The sequence below is a fragment of the Ensifer adhaerens genome (assembly GCF_001270265.1).
GTDB classification, from domain to species: domain Bacteria; phylum Pseudomonadota; class Alphaproteobacteria; order Rhizobiales; family Rhizobiaceae; genus Ensifer; species Ensifer adhaerens_B.
Genome location: NZ_LGAP01000027.1, coordinates 1 through 22,165 on the forward strand (window position 1 = coordinate 1; position 22,165 = coordinate 22,165).

Below are 22,165 nucleotides of genomic sequence, written 5' to 3' on the forward strand. Positions count from 1 at the left end.
GTCCAGATAGGTCGTTGCGACGGACATTTGTTGCAGGATAGGCGGCTCAGGCGGGCTTTGCGAGGGTGAACAGCTTGAGGAGGTTGTGGGCGGTGCAGATCATGGCCCACTCGGCACGCACTTTTTCGACGCCCCGCAACAGGAACTGTCGGAAGCCGCGTGCCTGTTTGATCTGTCCGAACACCGGTTCCACCACTTGCTTCCTCAATCGGTAGGGGGTTTCAAAGCCGCCGTCATCGATCTTCTTTCGCATTCGTTGGGTCAGCGGTCCGCCGGCCTTTCCGTTCGCGGTGGTCGGGTGCTTGGCGCGTCCGGGCGCGACATAGCCGTCGATACCGTGTGCGTCGAGCGCTTCGAGATTGGCTTCGCTGCAGTAGCCGGAATCGGCCGAGGCCTGCTTGGGCTTGGCGCCGAGATTGTTCTCGATGGCCTCGATCAGCGGCACCAGCTGGCCCTGGTCGTTGCCGCACTGCGTCAGGTCGTGGGCGACAATGACCTGGGCATGGGCGTCCACGGCGGCCTGGGCGTTATAGGCCTGCACGAAGCCATCCTTCGACTTCATGATGCGGCTTTCCGGATCGGTGAAGTTGCGTTGCGCCTTGGGATCGGGCTCCTCCGATGGCGCCGCCGCCGGTTTGCCCGGCTTCTTGCGGCCTTCGGCCTGGCGCTGCTTTTCTTTTTCGGCCTCGATCCGGCGCTCTTCTTGCGCCGCCAACCTGGCCTCGGCTTCCAGCGACGCCATCGCCTGCTGGATCTTCGCCAGCCGCTTCTGCTTGTCGGCGGCCCAATCCGGCATCTCGTCGCCGCGCTTGTCCTTGCCGAAAGTCGCGTCCTCCTCGGCATCCGCCGCCTCGGCCGCCGCCAGCATGCGGGCGACCTCGGCCTTCAATTCCGCCTCGCGCTTCTTCATGCGCTCATAACTCATCGCCTTGTGTTTCGACGCGTTCGCCTTGATTTTCGTGCCATCCAGCGCGACATGGCCGAGCTTGACCAATCCCGCCGTCTCGCACAGCTTCAGAACCTGCACGAACAGCGCCTCGAGCGCCGTCAAATGCCGCTTGCGGAAGTCGCTGATCGTGCGGAAATCCGGCGCATCGAGCGCTACGATCATCACGAAATCGTTGCGCTCGCGGCAGGCCTTGGCAATCCGCCGCGACGAATACAGCCCGCTCGCATAACCGTGCAGCAGAAGCGCCACCATCATCCGCGGGTCGAACGGCGGCTGACCGAGCCCGCTCACATAGCTGCCCGTGATCTCCTTGAGATCAAGGTTCTCACGCACCAGTTCAACGATGAACCGCGACACATGGTCCTTCGGCACGAAGTCCTGCACGCTCGGCGGAAGAAGCAGTGTCTGATCGATATTCCAGGGGCGAAAATATTTGCTCATGGCAAAAGATTGAATCAGACTCGCACGCAATTGAACAGTGACTACTCGGACAGGCTCCTAGTCTAGCGTATGGTCCGGTTCGTCCGCCACAGCGTTCAAGAATAATCTGATCCGCCGACTTCACTCGGATTTCAAGCTGTGGGCCCGCATGCTCCATCACGTCGATCGCCTTGAAGGCGGCCAGGTCAAGCCCTGTGTCTATCTAGCTTCATGCCTCGCCCGCAGCGGTCTCGCTTTGTCTTCGGCGACTTCGAGGACACACTTCGATCGCCTCCGGCTGTCACGCCTGCGTTTTAGCTTCGGAGCGCCGGTATCGACAGCGGACATCGAGTACCCAAAATGCTTATCATACTCTGGCGTGAGACTGGAGAGATCATCGCCCACCAGTCTCCTTCGCCCGAAAGCCTTGACCGGGCGCCACTCTTAACGGAAGTGCGCGGCGTTATCGGCGATATAGTCAACAAATCGGCGAGGCGGGCGCCCTGTGAGGCGTGCGGTGTCCCCGCTATCGGCGCTTGTCCAGCCTTGGGCCACAGGGTAAAAGATCGACGCAAGCATCTGTGCATGCCCTTCCGAAAGCCCCAACTTTGCAGCAAAGTCGACGAAGGCTGCGGTGTCGACGGCTTCATAGCGGATGGTCCGGCCCAGCACTGCGGAAAGTATTTCGGCGGCCTCACTATAGGTGACGCTTTCGGCGCCCGTGAGCGTAAACGCCTGTCCGTCATGGTCCGAAGTGGTCAAAGCGGCGACCGCAGCGTCTGCGATATCGCGTGCGTCGATCAAGCTCGTCCTGGCATCGCCAGCGGGTAAGGCAATCAACCCGTGACCGAGGATACCCTTGAGCCAATAGTGATGGAAATTGTCGAAGAACCAGTTCGGGCGCAGCAAGACATAGGGCGTGCCGGACTTTTCGACGAGCCTCTCAAGCTTGCGATAGGGTATGTCCTCGCTGGCATCGACGCCGATAGCCGTCTGCACAACGAGCTTTACACTGGCAGCAGCAGCGGCGTCGATGAAGCCAGCGAGCGCCAAGGGATCCGCTGTTCCGGTGGGAATCACGAGGTAGGCGGCGTCGACGCCGGCCAAAGCACCTTCAAAGGTTTCCGGCCTTGCGAAGTCGAGCGGGACTGAATTGTCCTGGCCGGTTGAGCCGCTCCGCGACGCCGCTTTTACACTGTGCCCCAGGGCCAGCAGTCGCGGGACCAGGTGCTGGCCCACTGTACCAGTCGCTGCAGTTACCAAAATCGTCTTTGTCATGATGGCCTCCATGTTGCGGTTCATATTTGCACTGGAGCTGGAAGACGAGCAATGATAGAGGCGCTCGATAAGATTGCCGATCGTCTCACGAGGAGGACGCTGTGGACGTGCTCGATGACTGGCTGCGTATGTTCGCCCATCCTAAATATCGCCTGGCACGGAGCGTGACCTGCGGCCGCTGGGGCTTTCGACTCGAAGCCGGCTCGGCACTGGCCTTCCATTTGATCCGGCGAGGCAGAGCCTGGCTACGGATCGACGGGCGTCCCACTACGCAGCTCAACGAGGGCGACCTGGTTGTCCTGAGCGATGGCGTTGCCCACGAAGTCGTCGACAGTCCGCAGACGTTGGCCGAACCTGTCGAACAGTTCGCGCGCCGTAGCTTCGATGCGGCCGCGACTGGTGGAGCGACGGAAATCTTTTGCGGACAGTTTCGGCCTGATGCGATCCGCGCCCAGATCGGTGCGGCGGCCTTGCCGCCCTTTGTGCATCTCAAGGCAGCCGACATTGAGCACGACCGCGGAATCGTAGCGGTCTCGGCACTTCTGACAGCCGAACTGGATAGCGATCGCCAGGGCAACGAAATGTTGGTCGAAAGACTGGCCGACGGCTTGCTGATTTACGTGCTGCGCAACGCCGCGGCACAGGCAGGGCACGGCCCCGGCTGGCTGTCTGCGATGCATGACCCGCAACTGGCGCGGGTTTTCCGCGCCATTCACACCGCCCCACAGTCCGATTGGACAGTCGAGGCGATGGCTGGGCAAGCCGGACTATCTCGGGCGGCCTTTGCACGGCGCTTCACCGAACGGGTTGGCGACACGCCGCGGGGCTATCTTACAGCTTGGCGCATGACTTTGGCTGCACGGCGTTTCGAGGGCGGCAAGCTGCCACTCGGGCTCGTGGCGTCGGAGGTCGGATATCAGTCAGAGGCCGCGTTCAGCCGAGCCTTCAGGAAGTATCATGGCGTGCCACCCAGCAAATATCGCATCATTGCGGCCGCCTAACAGCCGGTTTCAAAACAACAGGTCGAGTTGCTCGGCCGCAACGCCGAGATCGTGACCCCGATCAAACGCACATTTCTGATGGGGATCAGCGCATCAAGCAGGGTCATGCACATCGTCTCGAATTCATCACGGCAGCGGGTCGGAAGCTGCCGTAAAACTGGTCAAAAGGGGAGCCTTGGGCACGAAGATTGTCGCTGCAACAACATGGAGCACAAGAATGGAAATATCCGACCAGACAACATGCCTCGATCCCTACTTCGTTTCGTTCGAGGATAGCCTTTCGTCTCGGAACTACAAACCCGAGACCCTGTCGAACTATCGCTACCTGCTGCGTCGCTTCGGTCGCTTGCTCGACGCCGAGGGCATTGCGCCGTCGGTATTGACGCCGGGCCTTGCTGTCGAGTTAGGACGTCAGTTGCCGACCACGCCGAAGAGCCAGATCAAGATCCCTAATCTTGCCAGGCTGTTCGGCGCGCATCTTATTGAAATCGGGGTGGCGACACGACCACCCCTGACGCCTACGCAAGCCGAACGCCAGGAACTGCTGGGCAACGAATCCTATCTTCTGCGGCAGCGCGGCCTCAGTCCGCGCTCGGTCTATCATGGGCTCCGGTTCGCGGAACATTTCTCGATCATCGCTTCGGCGACAACATGCACGACCCGCCGGCGCTGAACGCGCGGTATGTCGTGGCGTTCATTGAGCACCTACTCGCGCGCAAGCGCCCGTTCCGCGAAACAGTAAGAATAGCTGGCCTCCGAGGGCGAGATTCAAGCGAATTTTGCTGCCAGTTTTTCCAGCCCATACACCGATCGGCGCGAAACTCAAGCTTCGGGCTTGTGGCAAGTTAGACTAATCTGCCGCGGCCTTTAGTGGGATCGGTTGAACTTCGCCAGCGTCATCCAGGATCTCAAACCTGTAGCGACCGACAGCGTCGACACTGACGGAATACGTGAGGCGACTGCTGATATTGTTGTCGTCGTCGAAGGTCAGGATACGCGGCTTCAGTGCCGTTAGCTGGTTGTCATCCAAATATACCGAATTGCAGATGATCACCTGATCGCCTGGCTGGCACGTGCGCGCGGCAGCGCCGTTGAGAATGCAGCACCTTGAGCCTCGTTCACCAAGAATGACATAGGTCGATATGCGAGCTCCCGAGTTCTTGTTCCAGATCTCGACAAACTCCATGGGAAGGAGACCAGCCTCTTCGCAGTGATCCGGGTCCAAGGTGATGGAGCCGTGATAGTTCAGATTGGCATCGGTTACCCGTATGCCGTGAAGCTTGCCGGCGACCAGCTTTCTCATTTTCCCCTTCTCCTCTCGAAGTTCGGTCCGCTACCGCGATTCATCGCTTTAAGAAGGCAAGGAGTTCCGCGTTGAATGCCTCTGCGTCGTACCAAGCGGGGTCGTGCCCGCTGTTCTCATAACATGTCAAATATGCGTTCGGCAGTTGTTGCGCATACCATTGCATTCCCTCTAAATGATAGTAGGGGGTGTGTCGGCCCGTCACGATCCACGAGGGGACTCTGATCTGAGGCAGAATGTCTCTCCAATCGGTCACAAAATGGTCCACTAGGAGCTGGGCCACATGGCGATGATCGTAGCCGTCAAACGGATCTTCCGTCTCCTCTCCAAAAACTTCGCGTACATGAGGAGGACGCGCGGGTTCAAGATCTTGCCCAAAAGGGGTTCTGAAGGTGACTTGATCCCAAAATGTCGCCCAAGAGACGCCTTTGATCCCCCATTGCCAAGTCTCGTCGTTCATGATTTTCGGTGATTGATCGACTGCGACGAAGCGTGAAACGCCGTCAAATCCGGCCAGGCTGAACATAGCGAGAATAGCGTTCACACCGAACGAATGGCCAATCAGGGTTACACCGTCCAACTTGAGCCCAACAATGAGCTCCTTGATGTCTAAGCCATGACGAGACATCCGTTGACCAAACAGGGGGCGATCCGAACGACCATGATTTCGCTGGTCGATGGCGATGATCCGATATCCCGACTGAACGAGAAAATCCTTCTGGAAGTGCCAGTAGTTCTTGTCGGCGCTGTAGCCGTGAACCAGCATGATCACAGGTCCGGTGCCTTCATCGTCGTAAACGATGCGGACGCCATCAGAGGCGATGAATGTTTGGTTTTTGCCTGCCATTTTGATTCCCTGCGTGTTGGCCTGACATGTTCTGCCTGCGTATGCGCGCTTCCCCGTCCTGTCCTTCGCGGTCCCGGAGACGCAAATTACTTCTCCTCCTAAGTCGTGCATTGTTCTTCCCAGTCTATTTATTGTACTTATGCGTACCTTTTGCAAGTCACCGATGTCAACGCTGGGGCGTTGCCGATGGGATTAAATCACCGTCCCGAGACCAATCCGAACCGCGATGCCAACCATGGCACCTGCTATCGCCGGAGGTGTCGAACGAGCGATCTTTGGCCCAGTAGAAAGCAAGATCGCGATCGTTACCAGGTTGAGCGAATGGACCAGAAATCCGATCGTAGCGTTGTCGAGGAGGACGCCGGGCATTGGCTTTTCCTGCGCTACCTGATGATAGAAACCGAGAAGTGCCGTGCTTCCCGCAAGGTAGTTCGTGATGGCGGGTGTGACGATCTCGGGAGACAAGCCCGCACTGCTCAAAATCGGGCGTAGCCAACCCGCCAGCATTGCAAACATGCCCATGTCCTGCATCCCGTAGACGAACACCAATGAAATCAGCAGCATTGGGATCACTCTGATGACAATGCTGATTGCCTCAACGCCGCTTGCTTCGATGGTTTTCAGGAACGAAGCAACCTGCGTGGCTTTTCCTTCGGCAGCGGCTGCGTCGCTGCCGGATGCGGCGAGTCGGCGGCCGAACCCGTAGTAGCAACAACTGGCTGCAACGAGCCCCCCCGCAATCGAGATCAAAAGATTCCCACCTGTATTGACGCCATAAGCTGCCATTGGAAAAATGGCGTTAGCGGGCGTGACCACGAGTACGGCGGCCAGTGTCGCTGCAACCTGTCTCTCGGGCGTACCTTGCCTTTCCATCCGCGCAAGAGTCGGCAACGGAGCGATGAAGCTCACTAAACTTGTTTGAATCAGCGCAACGGCGGAAAGTCCCGTCAATCCGAATGGTTTGAGTATTGGAGCTAAGAGGGCGATCAGCCTATCGATCACACCGTAGGTTTCGAGAAACCGCATCAAAACCATCATCACCACCATGATGGGAAGGAGGGTATAAAGCGAAACGTCCACCGCGACGCGCCCGGCGCGCAGAACCAGTTCGATCAAATCTTGCATTGTGATTTTCAATCTCGCTCGAGGATGTTGGTTCCTCCCTTGATCTGGAATCCTGAAAATACCTGTCGCCCTCGGCTCATTGGAAACCCTTTTTCGGCGCCTCCACGCCGCTAGGGCCTCTCAGCCAATGGCCGAGATATCCATGAATCTTCGACTTCAGTTACCGAGTGGGTTGTTGAGAACCTCGACCCAGCGCTCTCTCTGTCCGCTCAGAAGCCGTCTCCGAAATACTTGTCTCTGCGTTCATTTTTAGATTGAAAAGAGACGCAACGAAAACGATAACCATTCAACCTCGCGTGAAGCGGAGCTTAACGTAGATCGATGCCGAGACTATCTGTCCCGCTGAGTACACTTGAGATATTTGCGGAAGCCGGCCGCCTTCAATCGTTCCGGAAGGCCGGCGAAAGCCTCTCACTTTCGACAAGCGCCGTCAGTCAAGCCGTGCGGAAACTCGAAGGTCGCCTTTCATGCAGGCTGTTCGATCGCACCGGAAATGCCGTGACACTCAATACCCAAGGGGCGCGCTTGCTTCGTGAGGTCGAGATGGGAATCGAACATATGCGCCTCGGCCTGGACGCCATAACGGCATCATATGTGGCTCCGTTGTCTATCAGCAGCCCTCCCGGACTTGCTCCCCTGCTCACGCCGGTGATTCAGAGACTGATCGGTCAGGAAGTCTCGGACGTGCGGTTCGTGTCCGATGAAGTGCAGGACTTCAGCTCTCACCGGGAGTTCGATGTCTCTCTTTTCTACGGACGTCAGGCTGGTCAAAATCCCGGTGCAATCAGCTTAGGCGCTGACGTATTCACACCTGTATGCCGCCCTGACGTTGCGGCACTACTCGCAAATTCCGATCAACGGATAAGTGTTCCCCTTCTTGTGAATGAGACCGCCACGGTGACTTGGGACGACTGGTTGCAGGCAAACGGCATATCCGGTCGCAGTGCGAAGCGTCTTTACTTCAACCGCGCAGCGCACATAATTTCTGCGCTCATCGATGGCGTGGGGATTGGCCTTGAGTCATTGCGCATCTTGTCGCCACAGCTGCAACGGGGCGAGCTCGTGCGCTGTCCGCTAGGCCCGGGCATCAACTTGCGTCACAATCTGACGTTTCTCTACGTGACGAATGACCCAGCGAGGAAAGAGCGCGCGGACCAAGCGGCTCAATTAATCCAAGAGTGTTGTTCGACCGACGAAGACGGTATCCTCAATCGGTTCAGAATACCGTCCTCATAGCGTAGCGTGGGCGGGCACTACCGGCGCCCGTGGGGCCCTTTTGGGCAGGCCCCACCGGAGCCAGTGGAATTGGCCTCGCGTCTCCACCGGCGTTCAGGCTGATGACGCCGTCGGGCCTGTTTCCGGAACTCGACACCGGGTTACAAGTTGGCTCAATGAACAGGCTTCCTCACTCCGCCATTGCCGCATTCCGTTGCGATCGGCTCTAGGGGTTCGGTAGTAGCAACCTTCTGCTGGTGAAACGGTTTCAACGCCCCCTACCCGCCGGCCTTTTCAACATTCTTTTGCGTATGTTTTTGCTTGACTGCGTATGGATTCAACCACAAGCTCCGTTGGGGATTTTGGTGGGAACGTCTGCGGAGGGCGGGACAAGCCGCAATTTCGTCCGCTGAGGCAACGCGGCGGGCGGCGCGAATGCACCACCTGCCTTAAAAGACGGACTTACCCTGTTTCTTTCTGACGAGCGAGGCGAGGATTATGAAGATATCGGGAATTTCGCTGTATGGGCTGGATCTGCCGCTCGAGACGCCGCAGACCCTCTCGCGCGGGAGGACATTCGACAAGTTCAAATCCACCTTTATTAAGATCGACACCGATGAGGGTGTCTCAGGCTGGGGGGAGGTTTGCCCTTGGGGATCATCGTATCTAGCCGCATTTCCAGGCGGCGTGAGAGCGGCCCTGATGGAAATGGCTCCGCAACTGATTGGTCACGATCCGATGCGACCAGACGTCCTGGTACGGCACATGGATCGCATTTTGGCCGGCCACATTTATGCGAAAGCGGCCGTCGATTTCGCCATATGGGACGTAATGGGCAAGGCAACCTCCCGGCCCATATACGAACTGCTCGGCGGCAAGGAAGAAAACCCGGTACCGCGACTGGCTTCCGTCCATCTCGATACGAACGATCAGATGAATGCTGAAATCGAGCGGAAGAGGACCGCGGGTTTCCGAAACTTCTCGGTCAAGATGGGGCGCGGGATCGACAACGACATCGAGACGATCCGCACCGTGACTGAACAAAGGCGGCCCGGTGAACTGTTCATCTTCGATGCAAACGGCGGTTGGAGTCCCCACGAAGCATCCCGCGTCATGAACTCTGTAGGTCACCTGGACACGACTTTCGAACAACCGTGCCTGACGTATGAAGAATGCATGGTCGTACGAACGAGAACGCGTCAGCCCATCTCGCTCGACGAGTGCATGGTCGAGCTGCGCGATTTTGTGCGCGCGCTGTCCGATCGCGGCTGTGAACTCGTTAGCATCAAACTTGCGCGCGTCGGCGGCCTTACCAAGGCAAGAGCAATTCGCGACCTATGCCTTGCGTACGACATCAACATGTTCATGATGTGCATGGCCGGCACGGTTATTAACGATACCGTCGCTGCCCATTTTGCCCAGACAATTCCTGCCAACCGTTTTTGTGGCGCCTGGTCGTGCCAGGACTACATCACAGTAGATCCTGCGCCTCAGCGCGGCGCAAGGACGGTCAACGGGCACATGCCGCCACCGAATTTGCCCGGCCTTGGAGTGGAACCTGACGTCGAGCTCCTGGGGGAACCGCTGGCAGTCTTCGACTGAGGAGTACGCCAAGCCGGATCAAGACGTTATGGTCGAAGACCTCGGAGTCGTTCGGAGCGCCGGCGCAACACCTCAACGGTAGCCAGTAATGCGACCGACACGAGGATGAGAAGGGTTGCCGCAGCCAAGATCGCAGGACTCACCTGCTCGCGCAGGCCGCCCCACATCTGACGTGGGATGGTTATTTGCTGGGGGCCACCGACAAATAGAACCGTGACAACCTCGTCGAACGATGTGGCGAACGCGAAGAGCGCTCCCGATATGATGCCGGGCAGAATAAGCGGCATAATTACTTTGAAGAAGGTCCTGATTGGCGATGCCCCGAGACTTGCGGCAGCGCGCGCAAGTGAACTGTCAAAGCCAGTTAGGGTGGCCTTGACAGTGATTACGACGAAGGGGACGCCAAGCGCGGTATGAGCGAGTACGAGCCCGGTGAACGTGGACGTAAGTCGACCGCATTCGAAGCCCACGATCCCGCAGGGGTTCGAATAAAAGAAGAACAAGCCCGTTGCGATTATGACGACCGGAATGATCATCGGAGCCAAAAGGATGGCCGTGACAAAACGTTTGTAGGGCATTTCATCACGAACCAGCCCAAGGGCTGCGAGAGTACCGAGAATGGTCGCCAGTATGGTCGAGCAAACTCCTACCAGGATGGAGTTCTTCGCGGCGTTGAACCATGTCGAATTGCTCCACATGTCGGCCAGCCATTCAATCCCAAAGGGCGCGTCGGGTTGCGCCATCCCGAACTTGACCAGAAGCTCATACCACCGGAAGGAATACCCTTCGGGATCCAGTGCCAACATCTTGTGGGTGAACGAGAAATAAGGCTCCGCATTAAAACTCAGCGGAATCACGATTAGGACCGGGATAACCAGGAACATGAAGATGCACGAGCAGATCGTGAGATAGACCCAGCGCCAAATTCTTTCACTCGGTTCTGCGTGGGCAGGCAACTTCATGTTTGTCTCCCGGATTATCAGTGGCGGCTTCGGTTGTGCTGCGAAGTCGCTAGCCAAGTTTCAGTTTGTCGACGCCCACCAACCGGTCGTAGATCCAGTAGAGAACGATGACGCCTGCCAAAAGAATGAAGGCTAGCGCTGCAGCAAGAGACCAGTTCGACGCGCCAAGATGATACTGGATCATGTTGGAGATGAGCTGGCCGTCCGCGCCACCCACCAGGGCCGGCGTGATGTAGTAGCCGACCGCCAGGATGAAAACGAGCAGCGAGCCGGCCGCGACGCCAGGTAATGTGAGCGGCAAATAGACCCGACGAAACGCCGTCCAACTCGACGCCCCGAGGCTTCGTGCCGCACGAACGTAGGCCGGATTGATCATGCGCATCACTGAGTAAAGTGGCAGCACTATAAAAGGCAGCAGGACGTGCGTCATGACGATTATCGTGCCCACATTGTTGTATATGAGCTTCAAACGATGATCGGTGTCGATCAGGCCCATGGCGACCAGAACATTGTTGACGACGCCCTGTCCCTGCAGCAGCACGATCCAACTTGAGGTTCGGACCAGAAGCGACGTCCAAAAAGGCAGCAGCACCAGAATAAGCAGCAGATTGGCGGTCGACTGCCTCACCGTGGCGATCAGGTGCGCGATTGGGAAGGCCAGAGCGAGGCAGAGAAGCGTGATAAACGCCGACTGCCAAAGCGTCTTGGCGAAAAGCCCCACGTAAAGGCGGCGCTCCGGCGGAACGGATACAATGCGACCGTCGGCATCCCGCTGACGGTCGGCCGCTATGATGTAGTAGTCTAGCGAGTATCGGTTCGAAGCCGTGCGCATCGCATGCCAGACGCGAGGATCCGCCCACCTGGCGTCCTTCGCCAATACCGCATCCTTGAATGGCGCCGCGAAATCGGCAGCGGCCCTCGCGGATGAGGTGAATAGCGACCTGGATCCAGGCAGAACGTCGTTGATCCGCGTTCCGGCCGCTCCGGCAGTTCGGTTGCGTCGCATCAGCTCAAGATCAGCGGCCAACGCCGTATACGCCGTTTCGTCCGGTGCGACGTTCGTGGGGTTCGCATCGAACCACGCGGTGAGGTTTGGCGCCGTCTGCGCAAACCCTTCGTTGTTGATCGAACGGAACAAAACTTGGCCAATCGGCACAACAAACGTGATGACTATGAAGATCAGCAGCGGAGCGACGAGCGCCATGGCGCGCAGACGGGCCCTGCCCCGCGCCGCATCCAGCGCTACGCGCAGGGGACGACCGTCGGCAGTCGTGACTTCAAGTAGGGCGGCCATTTTCCGATCCTCGCGATGAATGACGGCCGGGCGGGTCCAAACGATATCAGACCCGCCTCGACTGCGACGTCAGTTTGAGGCGAGCCAGGTGTTGAAACGCTCCGTCAACTCTGCTTCGTGATCCGCCCAAAACTCCGAAGAGACTGAAAGCGCGTTCTTCAGATTTTCGGGGTTGGTCGGCATGTGGGGACGAATGTCTGTCTTTCCGTCCTTGAAGAAGTGCACGAGCGGAACGGCGGACTTGCGCGCGGGACCGAACGGAAGCTCGGTCGCCATGCTTGCAAGCTGCTTGGTGTCTGTCGAGAAGGCCAGGTATTTTTTAGCATCGTCGAGGTGCGGCGCGCCCTTGGGGATGACGAACATCGCGAAGTCGTAGATCTGGCCGTCCCAAACCGTGGAAAACGGCTTGCCCTCAGAAACAGCCGCATTGAAGAAGCGGTTCGCGGGACCTGTCGACATTACCACTTCGCCGTCGGCGAGGAGACGAGCGGCTTCCGCATTTGCCTGATACCAAACGAGGTCCCCCTTGATGGAGTCCAGCTTTTTGAAGGCGCGGTCCACACCTTCCGGGGTTGCAAGCACCTTGTATACTTCGGCGGCGGGAACGCCGTCCGCCATAAGCGCCATCTCAAGAGCGAACTTGGGTTGCTTGCGGAGGGCGCGCTTGCCCGGGAACTTCTGTGTATCGAAGAACTCTGCCATAGTGGCGGGGCCTTGCGGGAACTTCTTATTGTCGTAGGCGAACACCCACGAATAGACCACAGTTGCCACGCCGCATTCGGTAATCGCTCCTTCCATGAAATCGCTCTTGGCCGCAGTACCGTTGGACGCGGCCGGGAGGATTGCCGGATCAATCTGCTCGAGAAGCCCTTCGTCGCATCCGCGGATCGCGTCCGGATACTCGACCTCAACGACATCCACCGTCACATTGTTGGCTTCGACCATCGACTTAATCAACGCCGTCGGATTGTCTGAGTCGACCATGCTGGATTTGATGCCGGTCTGTTCGGTAAACGGCTTGTTGAATGCAGCTACTTGCCCGGCTCCGTAGTCGCCACCCCACGACATCACGACAACATCAGCCTTGGCCGAAGCTGCCAGGACCAGGACCATTGCCGTCGTAAGAAAATACGTCTTCATACTCGGTTCTCCCGTTAGATTTGACTGTTCCCAGATTGCGTATGCCTTTTCGGCACTCTCTTTATTGCCCGGACGCTCCCGTCCGGCAGTCAGATAGGATCAAGCGCTCTAGCATCCTCCGGATGCCACCCGATCCTAATGCGTTCACCAGGAGACAACTTGGTCTGTCCCAGTGTGTTGCGCATCTTCACGATGAAGTTGTCGTTGCCCGCCGCTTTGAGACGGCAGTGCAGAATGTCCCCCATGTAGACAGTGTCGATCACCGAGGCGTCGATGGTGTGTGCGCCTGCCGGCATCAGTTCAGGCTTGAACTCGACCCTTTCCGGGCGGATCGAGACCGACGTTTCCTGGCCTTTCGCATTAACGCCCACCGCCGTTGCGCTGATCAACTCGCCATTCGACAGGCGGACGAGCGCCCTGTCGCCTTTGACTTCCTCCACGAGGCCCCTCAGGCTGTTGTTTGCACCAATGAACTGGGCAACAAAGCTGTTTTGAGGACGCTCGTAGAGATCGGCGGGAGTGGCCAATTGCTGGATGCGGCCGTCATTGAATACCGCGATCCGGTCGGACATGGTCAAAGCTTCGCTCTGATCGTGAGTGACATACACGACCGTAATCCCAATCCGCTCGTGCAGGCTTTTGATCTCAAGTTGCATATGCTCGCGCAAATGCTTGTCCAACGCGCCCAGTGGCTCATCCATCAGCACAAGCGCGGGGTCAAAGACGAGTGCTCGTGCCAATGCGATGCGCTGTTGCTGACCTCCCGAAAGCTGAGCTGGCCGACGGTCGGCAAAAGCTCCCATCTTGACCATATCCAACGCGTGTTTGATCTGTGCCTCGCGCTGCGGCTTCGCGATGCCCCTGACTTCGAGCGGAAAGGAGAGGTTTTCCGCGACGGTCATATGGGGGAACAGGGCGTAGCTCTGAAATACCATACCGATTCCGCGTTTGTGCGGCGGCACCAAGTTGATATCGCGTCCCGAAAGTCGAATTTCGCCGTGGGTTGCGGTTTCAAATCCGGCGAGCATCATCAGGCATGTGGTTTTGCCCGAGCCGGACGGCCCGAGCATGGTCAGGAACTCTCCCTTCGAGACGGCAAGATTGAGATCTTTTACGACGAGCGATAGCCCGTCGTAGCTTTTTTGAACCCGGTCGAAAACAACGTACTCGGCCGGATCAGGACAGCCGTGAGAGCGGGGCGTGTTTCCCTGTGCCTTCGGGGGTAGAGTGCCGTGGGTTGCAAACGTCGCCTCCATTCGTCGTCCTCCATACTCAAGGGTATGATTGCATCACCTGTTAGTTTCTTCAATGGCCTTTCTGGTATATTTTAATTCATTGAAGGACGTCGCGCACGAGAACGGTGACTCCGTTCGGTTTCACGAATTACAAGGAGGTGAATGTGCCCGTGGAGACCTTCGAAGACGGAAAGATCGCGCTGACGATCGGGCGCGTGGCGCGCCTAAAGATCAACAGGCCGGACAAAAGGAACGCGATGAACCGCGCAATGTGGCGCGGCATAACAGAAGCCTGCGGGCGGCTTTCGGAACACCCGGAAGTCCGAGTTGTTGTTTTTGGCGGTGTAGGTCCGCATTTCTGCAGTGGCGCCGATATCTCGGAATTCGCGGAAACCTACGCGTCCGATGCGACTGCGGAACAGTATAACAGTGGCTATCGCGCGGCTGAAACGGTCTTGAGAAACCTGAGTGTTCCTGTAATCGCCGAAATCCGGGGAGCCTGTCTGGGGGGCGGGCTTGGACTCGCATTGTCGGCCGACCTCAGGTTCTCCGATGAAACTGCAAAAATTGCAGTTACTGCGTCGAAGCTCGGCATTTCATACAGCGCCGAAGACTGCGCTCGCCTCATTGAAAAGATCGGTGTGACGCGGACCAAGGATATGCTCCTGTCAGCAAGAACGATCGCGTCGCAAGAGGCGCTTTCCTGGGGACTGGTCGACCGGGTCGTCGCCCCTGAGGGCCTAACAGACCTTGTCGATTCCTACGCAGAAGATCTGGCGGCACGGTCGCGCGCTTCTCTACGGGCGATGAAATTCATCATCAATGCAATCGCCGAGCCCAATGCGAAGTTATGCGATGAACTCCGCGCTACCTACTCTCAGCTCTTCCGGGGCCCCGATCTCGTCGAAGGCGCGAAGGCGTTCCTGCAGAAGCGCGAGCCTGTGTTCGACTGAAATCAGGTCTCAGACGTCAAGGACCTGATCACGGCGGTCCGCCACGCGCACAGCGGGTGATCCCGAGGGGCTGCCCTTGCACGTTCGGAAGCGGACCGCGACGGCAGCCTGCTACACACCGGAAGGAGCGTCGTTGTAGAGGTTCACCAAATCGGCGGTAACAATGACAGAACCACCCACTTCTTGAAGAACCGCGGCGATTGTGGCGATAATTCGGCTGGGGTCCTTCGACGAGAGGCGGGCCGCCTTGACCGCGAATTCCGCATAGACATGCATTTCAGGTCTTAGAGGGCTTCGAAAACGAAGGTTCTCAATCGATAGGCCAGCGATGGCATCTTTGGTGAGAAAGCCTGACTCAACGCCGAGCTTGACCATCGTGCAGAGCGATTGCAGCCCGCTTCCGATCAGTCCGCCGAACGGCGTTTGTTTGCCCGCGTCGTCCGAAAGATGGAATGGCTGCGGGTCCCAAAGGCTTGCGAATTCAACTATTTCATCACTCGAGACCTTGAGTGCGGAGGTCTTGAAACAATCTCCAGCTTTCATTTGTCGTCCCATCATCCAGGGTCGCTTACGCGACCTCTCACGCAAAGAACTCCACCGTCACATCAGCAACGAGACCGGACCGGCCCCTCCTTGGCGTTCAGCAAGTCCCACGGAGCGTACGCACATGAGGATCCATCTGAACTTCCGCTTCGGAGCAGTGCGCGAGCCGCTTCACAACCAACGCCTTACCAGACTTCTAAGTTTCGCAATCGGTCCCACACCTTCCGCCGCCTGAGTGCGTCCAGGTTGAAGGATGCCCTGCTCCTGAGGTCTATATTCATTCGTAGGCGACTGCGGCGACTCGGGCCAAATCAGGATGCAACCTCCGCCCACCGCGACGGTGAACCGCTTATTTCCTTCGTCAAGATCGAACATGGCAGTCACCTATTCTCAGAGCCGCTAAACACCGCACGTCAGATTTGCGGGATCTTGTCGAACCAAGGCTGAGCCTCCTCGAGGCGTGCGGACATTCTCAGCAAATCAGCTTCACCGCCGAATGGAGCGATCAGCTGGATACCGATTGGCAGCCCGTTCTCGGACCAGTGCAACGGAAGGCTGGCGGCCGGTTGTCCCGACGCGTTTATTATGGCGAGGAAAGTCGCGTACCGACTGACCTTGGTTCGAAAGCTGAAAAAGTCGTCGTCCGTCGTGATTAGGCCTAGCTCCGCGGGAGGCTGCATCAGTGTGGGGGTCAGAATGAAGTCATAGTCGCGGATATAGATCGCAAGTTGTCGGCCTATGGTATGGAACCGCGTGATTGCCAAAGCGTATGCCTCTGCGCTCAGTCCTTTTCCCCGCTGGTAGGCATCCAGAATGGCTGGTTCCAGTTTCTTTTCCCACCCAGACGCCAGATCGTTGCGAACCTTGCCATTCACCGTCACCGTCACGTTCGCCGCCATGACGTTTACCTGCGCCTCGACGAACTTGGAAAACTGAACAGGCGGAAGCGGCGCATCCACGACCTCATGCCCCATCGCCTCAAGCAGACGCTTGGCGATCTGCAGCGCCTTCACGCATTCCGGATCTACCGGAATGTCTTCAAACCCTACGCTCCACATAGCGATGCGTCGCGGCCGTCCAAACGGTTTATCCAGCCAGGCAGCATACTGGGTGGTCTTCGGGGGAGCCGCATAGGGAGCACCGATTTCCATACCGGCGACCCCGTCCAGTGCCGCGGCCGTATCTCTGACGGAACGAGAAAGGACACCATCTGTTGCGAGACCGCCCCACCCCTCACCCCGGGCCGGGCCGGCGGGGATTAGCCCCCGGGATGGCTTCAAGCCGTAGATGCCGCAGCAGGAAGCCGGAATGCGTATCGAACCGCCGCCGTCGCTAGCATGCGCCAAAGGAACAACTCCCGCCGCGACGGCCGCAGCCGCCCCGCCGCTCGATCCACCCGGTGAGCGGTTCCTATCCCAGGGATTTCGCGTGGGCCCACCGTTCTGAACGGCCTCGGTTGTCGGAGCCATACTAAACTCCGGCACCGTCGTTCGACCAAATGGAAGCAGTCCGTCTTCGAGAAACCTGTCAGTCAGGGTCGAGTTGAAGTTGATTTTTAGCTCGGCGAAAAGGCGCGAACCGAACGAGTTCAACAAGTTCGGATAGCCAAGTCCCGAATCCTTCAGAAGGAACGGGAGCGCGCCAAACCGACCTTTCAAAGTGGCGTTGTGAGCAAGCTCGCGCCCATGCTCATAGTTGGTATTGCAAAGTGCGTTTATCTTGGGATTCACCTCTTCCGCACGGCTGATCGCGCAGTCCATGAGTTCGAGAGGGGTTAGTTCCTTGTTGCGCAGCATCCTCGCAAAATCGAGTGCATCGCGCTTCCTGTATTCGCTCGTGTTCATTGCGCAGTCTCTCGCACTATGTTTTCGTCAGGCGGCGACGATGTTCTGCTCGGCGCGCGCCTGGAGCGCCTTCCTATCGATCTTGCCTGTCTTGCCGTGGGGAAGCTCGGTTTCGAAGTAAATCGTCCGCGGCACTTTGAAGTCTGCCAATTTCTGCTCAAGGAAGGCGATGAGATCGTCAGCCGCCAAACTCGCGTTGGCGCGCAGGACGACAAACGCAATTGGAACTTCTCCAAAGATGCGGTCCGCGATTCCAACGACCGCAGTGTCCTGCACAGCCGGATGGCTCACGATGGTTTTTTCGACCTCTGCCGGAGAGATGTTGTGGCCGCCGCGGATGATGATGTCCTTGATCCGCCCCACAATGTAATAGAACCCATCCTTGTCACGCATTACGAGGTCACCGGTGCGAAATAGGCCGTCTTTCAACGTTGCTGCGGTCAGTTGTTCGTCCTTCGCGTAGCGTTTGACGGTCGCTGCTCCGCGTACGAACGCCTCGCCCGGTTCGTCCGGTCCGCAGTCGTAACCATCCGCGTTCAATATTTTCACAGTTGCTCCAGGCGCAGCTTTGCCAATGGCGCCAGGTGGCAGCGCAGCGGGGTCATCGTGGTAACGACCAAAAACCGGCGTGACTTCAGTCAACGCGTAGTAGTTCTGCAACGGTTTTCCGAACTTGGCGACGAACCGCGCCGCCACTTCGTCAGGCAGAGGCGCGCCCGAGCAAACCAAGAGGCGGGTCGCGGAAAGATCGAATGTCAGGTCACGTTGTTCACAATACTCCATCATCATGGAGAACATCGTCGGCACGCCGTGGTAAACGCTCACGGCATAACGTCCAAAGGCCTCGAGGACGTCACGAGGATGGAAGCGGCGCAGGAGGACAACAGTCCCTCCCGCCGCCAGCGCCGTAGCCGATGCCGTAGAAAGGCCGAAGAGATAGCCTAGCGGCAATGCGACGAGCGTCGTGTCCGACTCTCCGATACCCCACATCGTCGCAAGTGAAGCCGCCACATCGATCTGGGCCCGCTGATCGAGTACCACCGCTTTCTGATTTCCGGTGGTTCCGGACGAGTAGGTGATGATGAAATCGTCGTCCAAATCGATGTTTGCATGCGGCTCCTCGCCCTCGGAGGGTGCTGCGAGCAGCTCGGATACATGCAAGAGTTTCTCGGCGGGCACGGCTTGCCTCGCTGTTTCCTCCACATGGTCGTCGAAGAAGAGAACCTTGGCGTCGCTGTGCTTGAAATTGTAGCCCACCTCTGCGGCGGTGAGATTGGGATTGACCGGGACGAACACAGAGCCGGTCTTTGAAGCAGCGTAATAGCAGAACAAGTGTTCCGGATGGTTTTGCCCGTAGACGGCAAACACATCTCCTTTGCCTATGCCCAGCGATTTGAGGCGGCGGATGACCTGTTCAATTCGCTGCAGCAGCGTTGCATAAGTTATCGCGTCCCCTTCGTAGACGATCGCGACCTTGTCCATGCGGTTCTGTGCTGCGGCGGCGAGTGCATTGAAGACCGACGTTGATGTTGGCCGATGGTGTTCCATGAAAATCTTCCTGCTCAGGCGACTAAGGGTTTGAAAAGTTCGCCAGCCCGGCTTCCGATCCGATCAGGCTGAGGGATCGCTTGCGCGCTTCCTCGGCCACGGTTCGGAAGACAACGCCCGGCGTTGCACGCATATGGTCGATCAGACGAGACAACATCTCGATCCTGGGTCCACGTCCAATGACTTGCGGATGCATCGTCAAGGTGAAAACACCGTCGCCCAACGAATGGCAAAAATCGAACTCGTCTTTCCAAAGCCCGAAGACTTCGCCGGGGGTCCTGAGGCCAAGGTACATAGGCTTATTGAGGAAGGCGAAGTGCGGAAAATCGTCCAATTCCCAGGCGACGGGAATTTCAATCACGTTGCTGGGCGTTCCAGGCTGGTAGTGATCCTCTGTCGCATCGTAGCCCTTCCGCGCGCGGTAAGGTCGGTAGTCGTCGGCCATCATGCTTGAATCGTAGAGGATGCCTCGTTCCTCGAGCAGTGATATTGAATCCGGCGTCAGATCCCAGGCAGGCGATCTGTAGCCTTGGGGAGAAAACTCGTTCCCCAGTACCGCCCGCAGTTTCTCAATGGATCGATCCAGCAGGCGCTCTTCTTCGTCGCGCGAGAGGCCCACCGGCGTCTCGTGACAATATCCGTGGAGCGCGATCTCGTGTCCTGCCTCTTGTATCGCGACAGCCTGCGATGGAAAGGCTCCCGCAGTGTGGGCTGGAACGAAAAACGTCGCGCTCACCTGCTTTGTCTTCAGAAGATCCAAAACCCGCGGCAACCCAACGAGCGCGCCATACTCGCCGCGGGAAAGCGGAGTGGCGCTTGTCTGCCGCATTGTGCTGATCCACAGCGAGACCGCATCAAAATCGAAGGTGAGACAGACCGTCGTCATCGTTCCGTTCTTGGCTCCTCGAACTTTCCAAACCCGTTGGAGGGCACGGCCCGTAACGCAGATAGATACTAATGCGTACGGCTGACGTGCGATTACGTATGTGTAGCGAGGTTGGCTTGGGTTTGCAAGCTTTCGCGTGCTCGACGTGGCATTTACATTCCATTTAGTACTCTCTAAATACCATTCGGTATGGAGCGTCTGCGGAATCCGACGCCGATCTGTTCGGATCCGCCCAAATTGTGGAGGTTGGGAGCAGTGAGGAATTACACGATCGCGGTCATTCCGGGCGATGGCATCGGCAAGGAAGTGGTGGAAGGCGCACTTATCCCCATTCGTGCCGTCGCCTCGAAACACGGGGCCCGCTTAATCGAGACGACTTTCGATTGGAGTTGTGAGACTTACCTGCGCTCCGGACGAATGATGCCCGAGGACGGTATTGAAACGCTTCGCGGCTTCGACGCAATCCTTCTTGGCGCGGTCGGCTGGCCGAAAACGGTGCCGGACAACATATCTCTTCACGGCCTGCTTCTCCCCATCCGAAAGCAGTTCGACCTCTACGCGAACATTCGTCCGCACCGGCTGCTGCCAGGGATATCCGGCCCGCTGGTGAAATCCAACTTCGACATCCTTTGCATCCGTGAAAACACCGAGGGCGAGTATTCCGGGGCCGGCGGCCGAGTTCATGTCGGCACCCCACAAGAAGTCGCAGTCGAGACCGCGATCTTCACCCGGCATTCGATTGAGCGAATCCTCCGATACGGTTTCGAGCAGGCGCGCCGCCGGCGCGGAAAGCTCGCTTCCACGACAAAGTCCAACGCTCAGAAATTCACCATGGTTCTATGGGACGAAATCACCGAAGAACTGGCGGCAGAATACTCGGATGTCGAAGTCACGCGCTACCATATCGACGCTTTGTCGGCGCGGATGATCACTCACCCGGAGAGCCTTGACGTGATCGTTGCCTCGAATCTCTTCGGGGACATCCTCACCGATATCGGCGCGGCCATCCAAGGAGGGCTTGGCTTTGCGGCCTCTGCCAACATCAATCCTCGAGGCGGTGTCCCGTCGATGTTCGAACCGGTCCACGGCTCGGCACCTGATATTGCCGGCAGTGGCGCAGCAAATCCCATTGCTACGATCTGGAGCGGATCGATGATGCTTGAGCATTTGGGAGAGCGCGAAGCAGCGACGGAATTGGTGGCCGCCGTCTCTCGGGTGACGACCGACACCTCCCTCCTCACGCCAGACTGCGGTGGAACCGCAAAGACGCTCGCTCTCGGACAACGAATTGCCGACAGGATCTAACGCGGCGTCCAAGATCCGGCTGCACGGGCACCTCCGCCCGTGCAGCATTTCCGCGTGTCCGTCACGGAACCACTGCGATCACCTCCACTTCCGCATGGAGGCGCTGGTCGTATAAGCCCGCCTGAACCATAACGCTGGCCGGGGGGCACTCCTGGTTATAATAGCGGGCTCTGACTTTTTTGATGGTCTTCAGCAGTTCAGGGGAGAATTCCCTGACATAACACGTGGTCCGCGCCACATGCTCGAAACCGAGACCCGCTTCAGCCAGGGTCCGCTTGAGCCCCTCGAACATGGCCACGATCTGATCTTCGACGGAGGTCGTGACGGGTTCGCCGGCAGGATCAAGCCCGCAATGGCCCCCGGACACAAAAAAGCCGTTGCCTTTGATGACCACGCCTTGCGAGAGGCCGGGCCATTTGGCCTCGGGCGGGTTAACTGCGGTTAACATCTCTTTTTCCTTCCATAACCTTGCTCTGAGGGGACGCGGCTCCGCCTGTGCTCGTCGCCACAGCGTACCAATAGCGCCTTTTTGCGTACCTGTAAGTATGCAGGCCGTCAATTACGCCAAAATTATCTCATCACGTATCGCTGAGAATTTTTTCGGATTGTCATTTGTACTCTTGAGTATGTAATTGGTGTTATCTAGTATGCCGTCAAATGGATCGGACGCCGTGGCGGCTGATTCCCGTTGGAACGCGGCTCTCTTCTTAGACCC

Annotated in this window: 20 protein-coding genes; 6 read left to right on the plus strand and 14 right to left on the minus strand. The window is 58.0% G+C overall.

Features of this window, described 5'->3' with window-relative positions:
• Positions 1 to 46 precede the first annotated feature (46 nt).
• Positions 47 to 1,390, minus strand: a complete 1,344-nt coding sequence (locus AC244_RS27025; RefSeq protein ID WP_053251917.1) for an IS1182 family transposase — start codon at positions 1,388 to 1,390, stop codon at positions 47 to 49.
• Positions 1,391 to 1,813: 423 nt separating this feature from the next.
• Positions 1,814 to 2,647 carry an SDR family oxidoreductase gene (locus AC244_RS27030; RefSeq protein ID WP_053251994.1) on the minus strand — a complete coding sequence of 278 codons (834 nt, stop codon included), beginning with the start codon at positions 2,645 to 2,647 and terminating at the stop codon, positions 1,814 to 1,816.
• A 101-nt stretch (positions 2,648 to 2,748) separates the two neighbouring features.
• On the opposite strand from AC244_RS27030, the gene AC244_RS27035 reads away from it, so the two are divergent.
• A complete protein-coding gene (locus AC244_RS27035) occupies positions 2,749 to 3,648 on the plus strand; it encodes an AraC family transcriptional regulator (RefSeq protein WP_053251918.1) in 900 nt (299 codons plus the stop codon).
• Between the two features lie 217 nt (positions 3,649 to 3,865).
• Positions 3,866 to 4,321, plus strand: coding sequence for a hypothetical protein (locus AC244_RS27040; protein ID WP_202596125.1), 456 nt, complete (start codon positions 3,866 to 3,868; stop codon positions 4,319 to 4,321).
• 177 nt (positions 4,322 to 4,498) lie between these two features.
• Here the strand turns inward: AC244_RS27040 and panD are convergent, their stop codons facing one another.
• From panD to AC244_RS27055, 3 genes are all read right to left on the minus strand, one after another.
• The gene (gene panD, locus AC244_RS27045; protein ID WP_053251919.1) at positions 4,499 to 4,951 is read right to left on the minus strand and encodes an aspartate 1-decarboxylase; all 453 of its coding nucleotides are present in this window, start codon (positions 4,949 to 4,951) and stop codon (positions 4,499 to 4,501) included.
• A 40-nt stretch (positions 4,952 to 4,991) separates the two neighbouring features.
• On the minus strand, positions 4,992 to 5,798 hold the full coding sequence (locus tag AC244_RS27050) for an alpha/beta fold hydrolase (RefSeq protein ID WP_082367182.1): 807 nt from the start codon (positions 5,796 to 5,798) through the stop codon (positions 4,992 to 4,994).
• Between the two features lie 192 nt (positions 5,799 to 5,990).
• A complete protein-coding gene (locus AC244_RS27055; protein ID WP_053251921.1) occupies positions 5,991 to 6,923 on the minus strand; it encodes a nucleoside recognition domain-containing protein in 933 nt (310 codons plus the stop codon).
• 321 nt (positions 6,924 to 7,244) lie between these two features.
• Here AC244_RS27055 and AC244_RS27060 point away from each other — a divergent pair, with 321 nt between their 5' ends.
• Both AC244_RS27060 and AC244_RS27065 read left to right on the plus strand, forming a co-directional pair.
• Positions 7,245 to 8,159 carry a LysR family transcriptional regulator gene (locus AC244_RS27060; RefSeq protein ID WP_053251922.1) on the plus strand — a complete coding sequence of 305 codons (915 nt, stop codon included), beginning with the start codon at positions 7,245 to 7,247 and terminating at the stop codon, positions 8,157 to 8,159.
• 477 nt (positions 8,160 to 8,636) lie between these two features.
• The gene (locus AC244_RS27065; RefSeq protein ID WP_053251923.1) at positions 8,637 to 9,740 is read left to right on the plus strand and encodes a mandelate racemase/muconate lactonizing enzyme family protein; all 1,104 of its coding nucleotides are present in this window, start codon (positions 8,637 to 8,639) and stop codon (positions 9,738 to 9,740) included.
• A 26-nt stretch (positions 9,741 to 9,766) separates the two neighbouring features.
• Here AC244_RS27065 and AC244_RS27070 read toward each other — a convergent pair whose 3' ends face one another.
• From AC244_RS27070 to AC244_RS27085, 4 genes are all read right to left on the minus strand, one after another.
• Positions 9,767 to 10,702 (minus strand): ABC transporter permease, encoded by a 936-nt coding sequence (locus AC244_RS27070; RefSeq protein ID WP_053251924.1) that lies wholly within the window; start codon positions 10,700 to 10,702, stop codon positions 9,767 to 9,769.
• Between the two features lie 49 nt (positions 10,703 to 10,751).
• Positions 10,752 to 11,996, minus strand: coding sequence for an ABC transporter permease (locus tag AC244_RS27075; RefSeq protein ID WP_053251925.1), 1,245 nt, complete (start codon positions 11,994 to 11,996; stop codon positions 10,752 to 10,754).
• 69 nt (positions 11,997 to 12,065) lie between these two features.
• Entirely contained in the window at positions 12,066 to 13,136 is a 1,071-nt protein-coding gene (locus tag AC244_RS27080) for an ABC transporter substrate-binding protein (protein ID WP_053251926.1), read from the minus strand.
• 89 nt (positions 13,137 to 13,225) lie between these two features.
• A complete protein-coding gene (locus AC244_RS27085) occupies positions 13,226 to 14,392 on the minus strand; it encodes an ABC transporter ATP-binding protein (RefSeq protein WP_082367170.1) in 1,167 nt (388 codons plus the stop codon).
• A 149-nt stretch (positions 14,393 to 14,541) separates the two neighbouring features.
• Here AC244_RS27085 and AC244_RS27090 point away from each other — a divergent pair, with 149 nt between their 5' ends.
• The gene (locus AC244_RS27090) at positions 14,542 to 15,324 is read left to right on the plus strand and encodes an enoyl-CoA hydratase/isomerase family protein (RefSeq protein WP_234717039.1); all 783 of its coding nucleotides are present in this window, start codon (positions 14,542 to 14,544) and stop codon (positions 15,322 to 15,324) included.
• 111 nt (positions 15,325 to 15,435) lie between these two features.
• Here AC244_RS27090 and AC244_RS27095 read toward each other — a convergent pair whose 3' ends face one another.
• From AC244_RS27095 to AC244_RS27110, 4 genes are all read right to left on the minus strand, one after another.
• Positions 15,436 to 15,867: a MaoC/PaaZ C-terminal domain-containing protein gene (locus tag AC244_RS27095; protein ID WP_053251928.1), complete on the minus strand. Its 432-nt coding sequence runs from the start codon at positions 15,865 to 15,867 to the stop codon at positions 15,436 to 15,438.
• A 413-nt stretch (positions 15,868 to 16,280) separates the two neighbouring features.
• Entirely contained in the window at positions 16,281 to 17,711 is a 1,431-nt protein-coding gene (locus AC244_RS27100) for an amidase (RefSeq protein WP_053251929.1), read from the minus strand.
• 27 nt (positions 17,712 to 17,738) lie between these two features.
• On the minus strand, positions 17,739 to 19,259 hold the full coding sequence (locus tag AC244_RS27105) for a class I adenylate-forming enzyme family protein (protein WP_053251930.1): 1,521 nt from the start codon (positions 19,257 to 19,259) through the stop codon (positions 17,739 to 17,741).
• A 22-nt stretch (positions 19,260 to 19,281) separates the two neighbouring features.
• Positions 19,282 to 20,145, minus strand: a complete 864-nt coding sequence (locus AC244_RS27110) for a polysaccharide deacetylase family protein (protein WP_053251931.1) — start codon at positions 20,143 to 20,145, stop codon at positions 19,282 to 19,284.
• A gap of 255 nt (positions 20,146 to 20,400) precedes the next feature.
• Here AC244_RS27110 and AC244_RS27115 point away from each other — a divergent pair, with 255 nt between their 5' ends.
• A complete protein-coding gene (locus tag AC244_RS27115; protein ID WP_053251932.1) occupies positions 20,401 to 21,450 on the plus strand; it encodes a tartrate dehydrogenase in 1,050 nt (349 codons plus the stop codon).
• A gap of 61 nt (positions 21,451 to 21,511) precedes the next feature.
• Here the strand turns inward: AC244_RS27115 and AC244_RS27120 are convergent, their stop codons facing one another.
• Positions 21,512 to 21,898: a RidA family protein gene (locus tag AC244_RS27120; RefSeq protein WP_053251933.1), complete on the minus strand. Its 387-nt coding sequence runs from the start codon at positions 21,896 to 21,898 to the stop codon at positions 21,512 to 21,514.
• Positions 21,899 to 22,165: the final 267 nt, after the last annotated feature.

Excerpts from the sequence above, each read along its gene's own strand:
- AC244_RS27025 (WP_053251917.1), bottom strand. The coding sequence starts at position 1,390 with ATGAGCAAATATTTTCGCCCCTGGAATATCGATCAGACACTGCTTCTT.
- AC244_RS27030 (WP_053251994.1), bottom strand. The coding sequence starts at position 2,647 with ATGACAAAGACGATTTTGGTAACTGCAGCGACTGGTACAGTGGGCCAG.
- AC244_RS27040 (WP_202596125.1), top strand. The coding sequence starts at position 3,866 with ATGGAAATATCCGACCAGACAACATGCCTCGATCCCTACTTCGTTTCG.
- panD (WP_053251919.1), bottom strand. The coding sequence starts at position 4,951 with ATGAGAAAGCTGGTCGCCGGCAAGCTTCACGGCATACGGGTAACCGAT.
- AC244_RS27050 (WP_082367182.1), bottom strand. The coding sequence starts at position 5,798 with ATGGCAGGCAAAAACCAAACATTCATCGCCTCTGATGGCGTCCGCATC.
- AC244_RS27055 (WP_053251921.1), bottom strand. The coding sequence starts at position 6,923 with ATGCAAGATTTGATCGAACTGGTTCTGCGCGCCGGGCGCGTCGCGGTG.
- AC244_RS27060 (WP_053251922.1), top strand. The coding sequence starts at position 7,245 with ATGCCGAGACTATCTGTCCCGCTGAGTACACTTGAGATATTTGCGGAA.
- AC244_RS27065 (WP_053251923.1), top strand. The coding sequence starts at position 8,637 with ATGAAGATATCGGGAATTTCGCTGTATGGGCTGGATCTGCCGCTCGAG.
- AC244_RS27070 (WP_053251924.1), bottom strand. The coding sequence starts at position 10,702 with ATGAAGTTGCCTGCCCACGCAGAACCGAGTGAAAGAATTTGGCGCTGG.
- AC244_RS27075 (WP_053251925.1), bottom strand. The coding sequence starts at position 11,996 with ATGGCCGCCCTACTTGAAGTCACGACTGCCGACGGTCGTCCCCTGCGC.
- AC244_RS27080 (WP_053251926.1), bottom strand. The coding sequence starts at position 13,136 with ATGAAGACGTATTTTCTTACGACGGCAATGGTCCTGGTCCTGGCAGCT.
- AC244_RS27085 (WP_082367170.1), bottom strand. The coding sequence starts at position 14,392 with ATGGAGGCGACGTTTGCAACCCACGGCACTCTACCCCCGAAGGCACAG.
- AC244_RS27095 (WP_053251928.1), bottom strand. The coding sequence starts at position 15,867 with ATGAAAGCTGGAGATTGTTTCAAGACCTCCGCACTCAAGGTCTCGAGT.
- AC244_RS27100 (WP_053251929.1), bottom strand. The coding sequence starts at position 17,711 with ATGAACACGAGCGAATACAGGAAGCGCGATGCACTCGATTTTGCGAGG.
- AC244_RS27105 (WP_053251930.1), bottom strand. The coding sequence starts at position 19,259 with ATGGAACACCATCGGCCAACATCAACGTCGGTCTTCAATGCACTCGCC.
- AC244_RS27110 (WP_053251931.1), bottom strand. The coding sequence starts at position 20,145 with ATGACGACGGTCTGTCTCACCTTCGATTTTGATGCGGTCTCGCTGTGG.
- AC244_RS27120 (WP_053251933.1), bottom strand. The coding sequence starts at position 21,898 with ATGTTAACCGCAGTTAACCCGCCCGAGGCCAAATGGCCCGGCCTCTCG.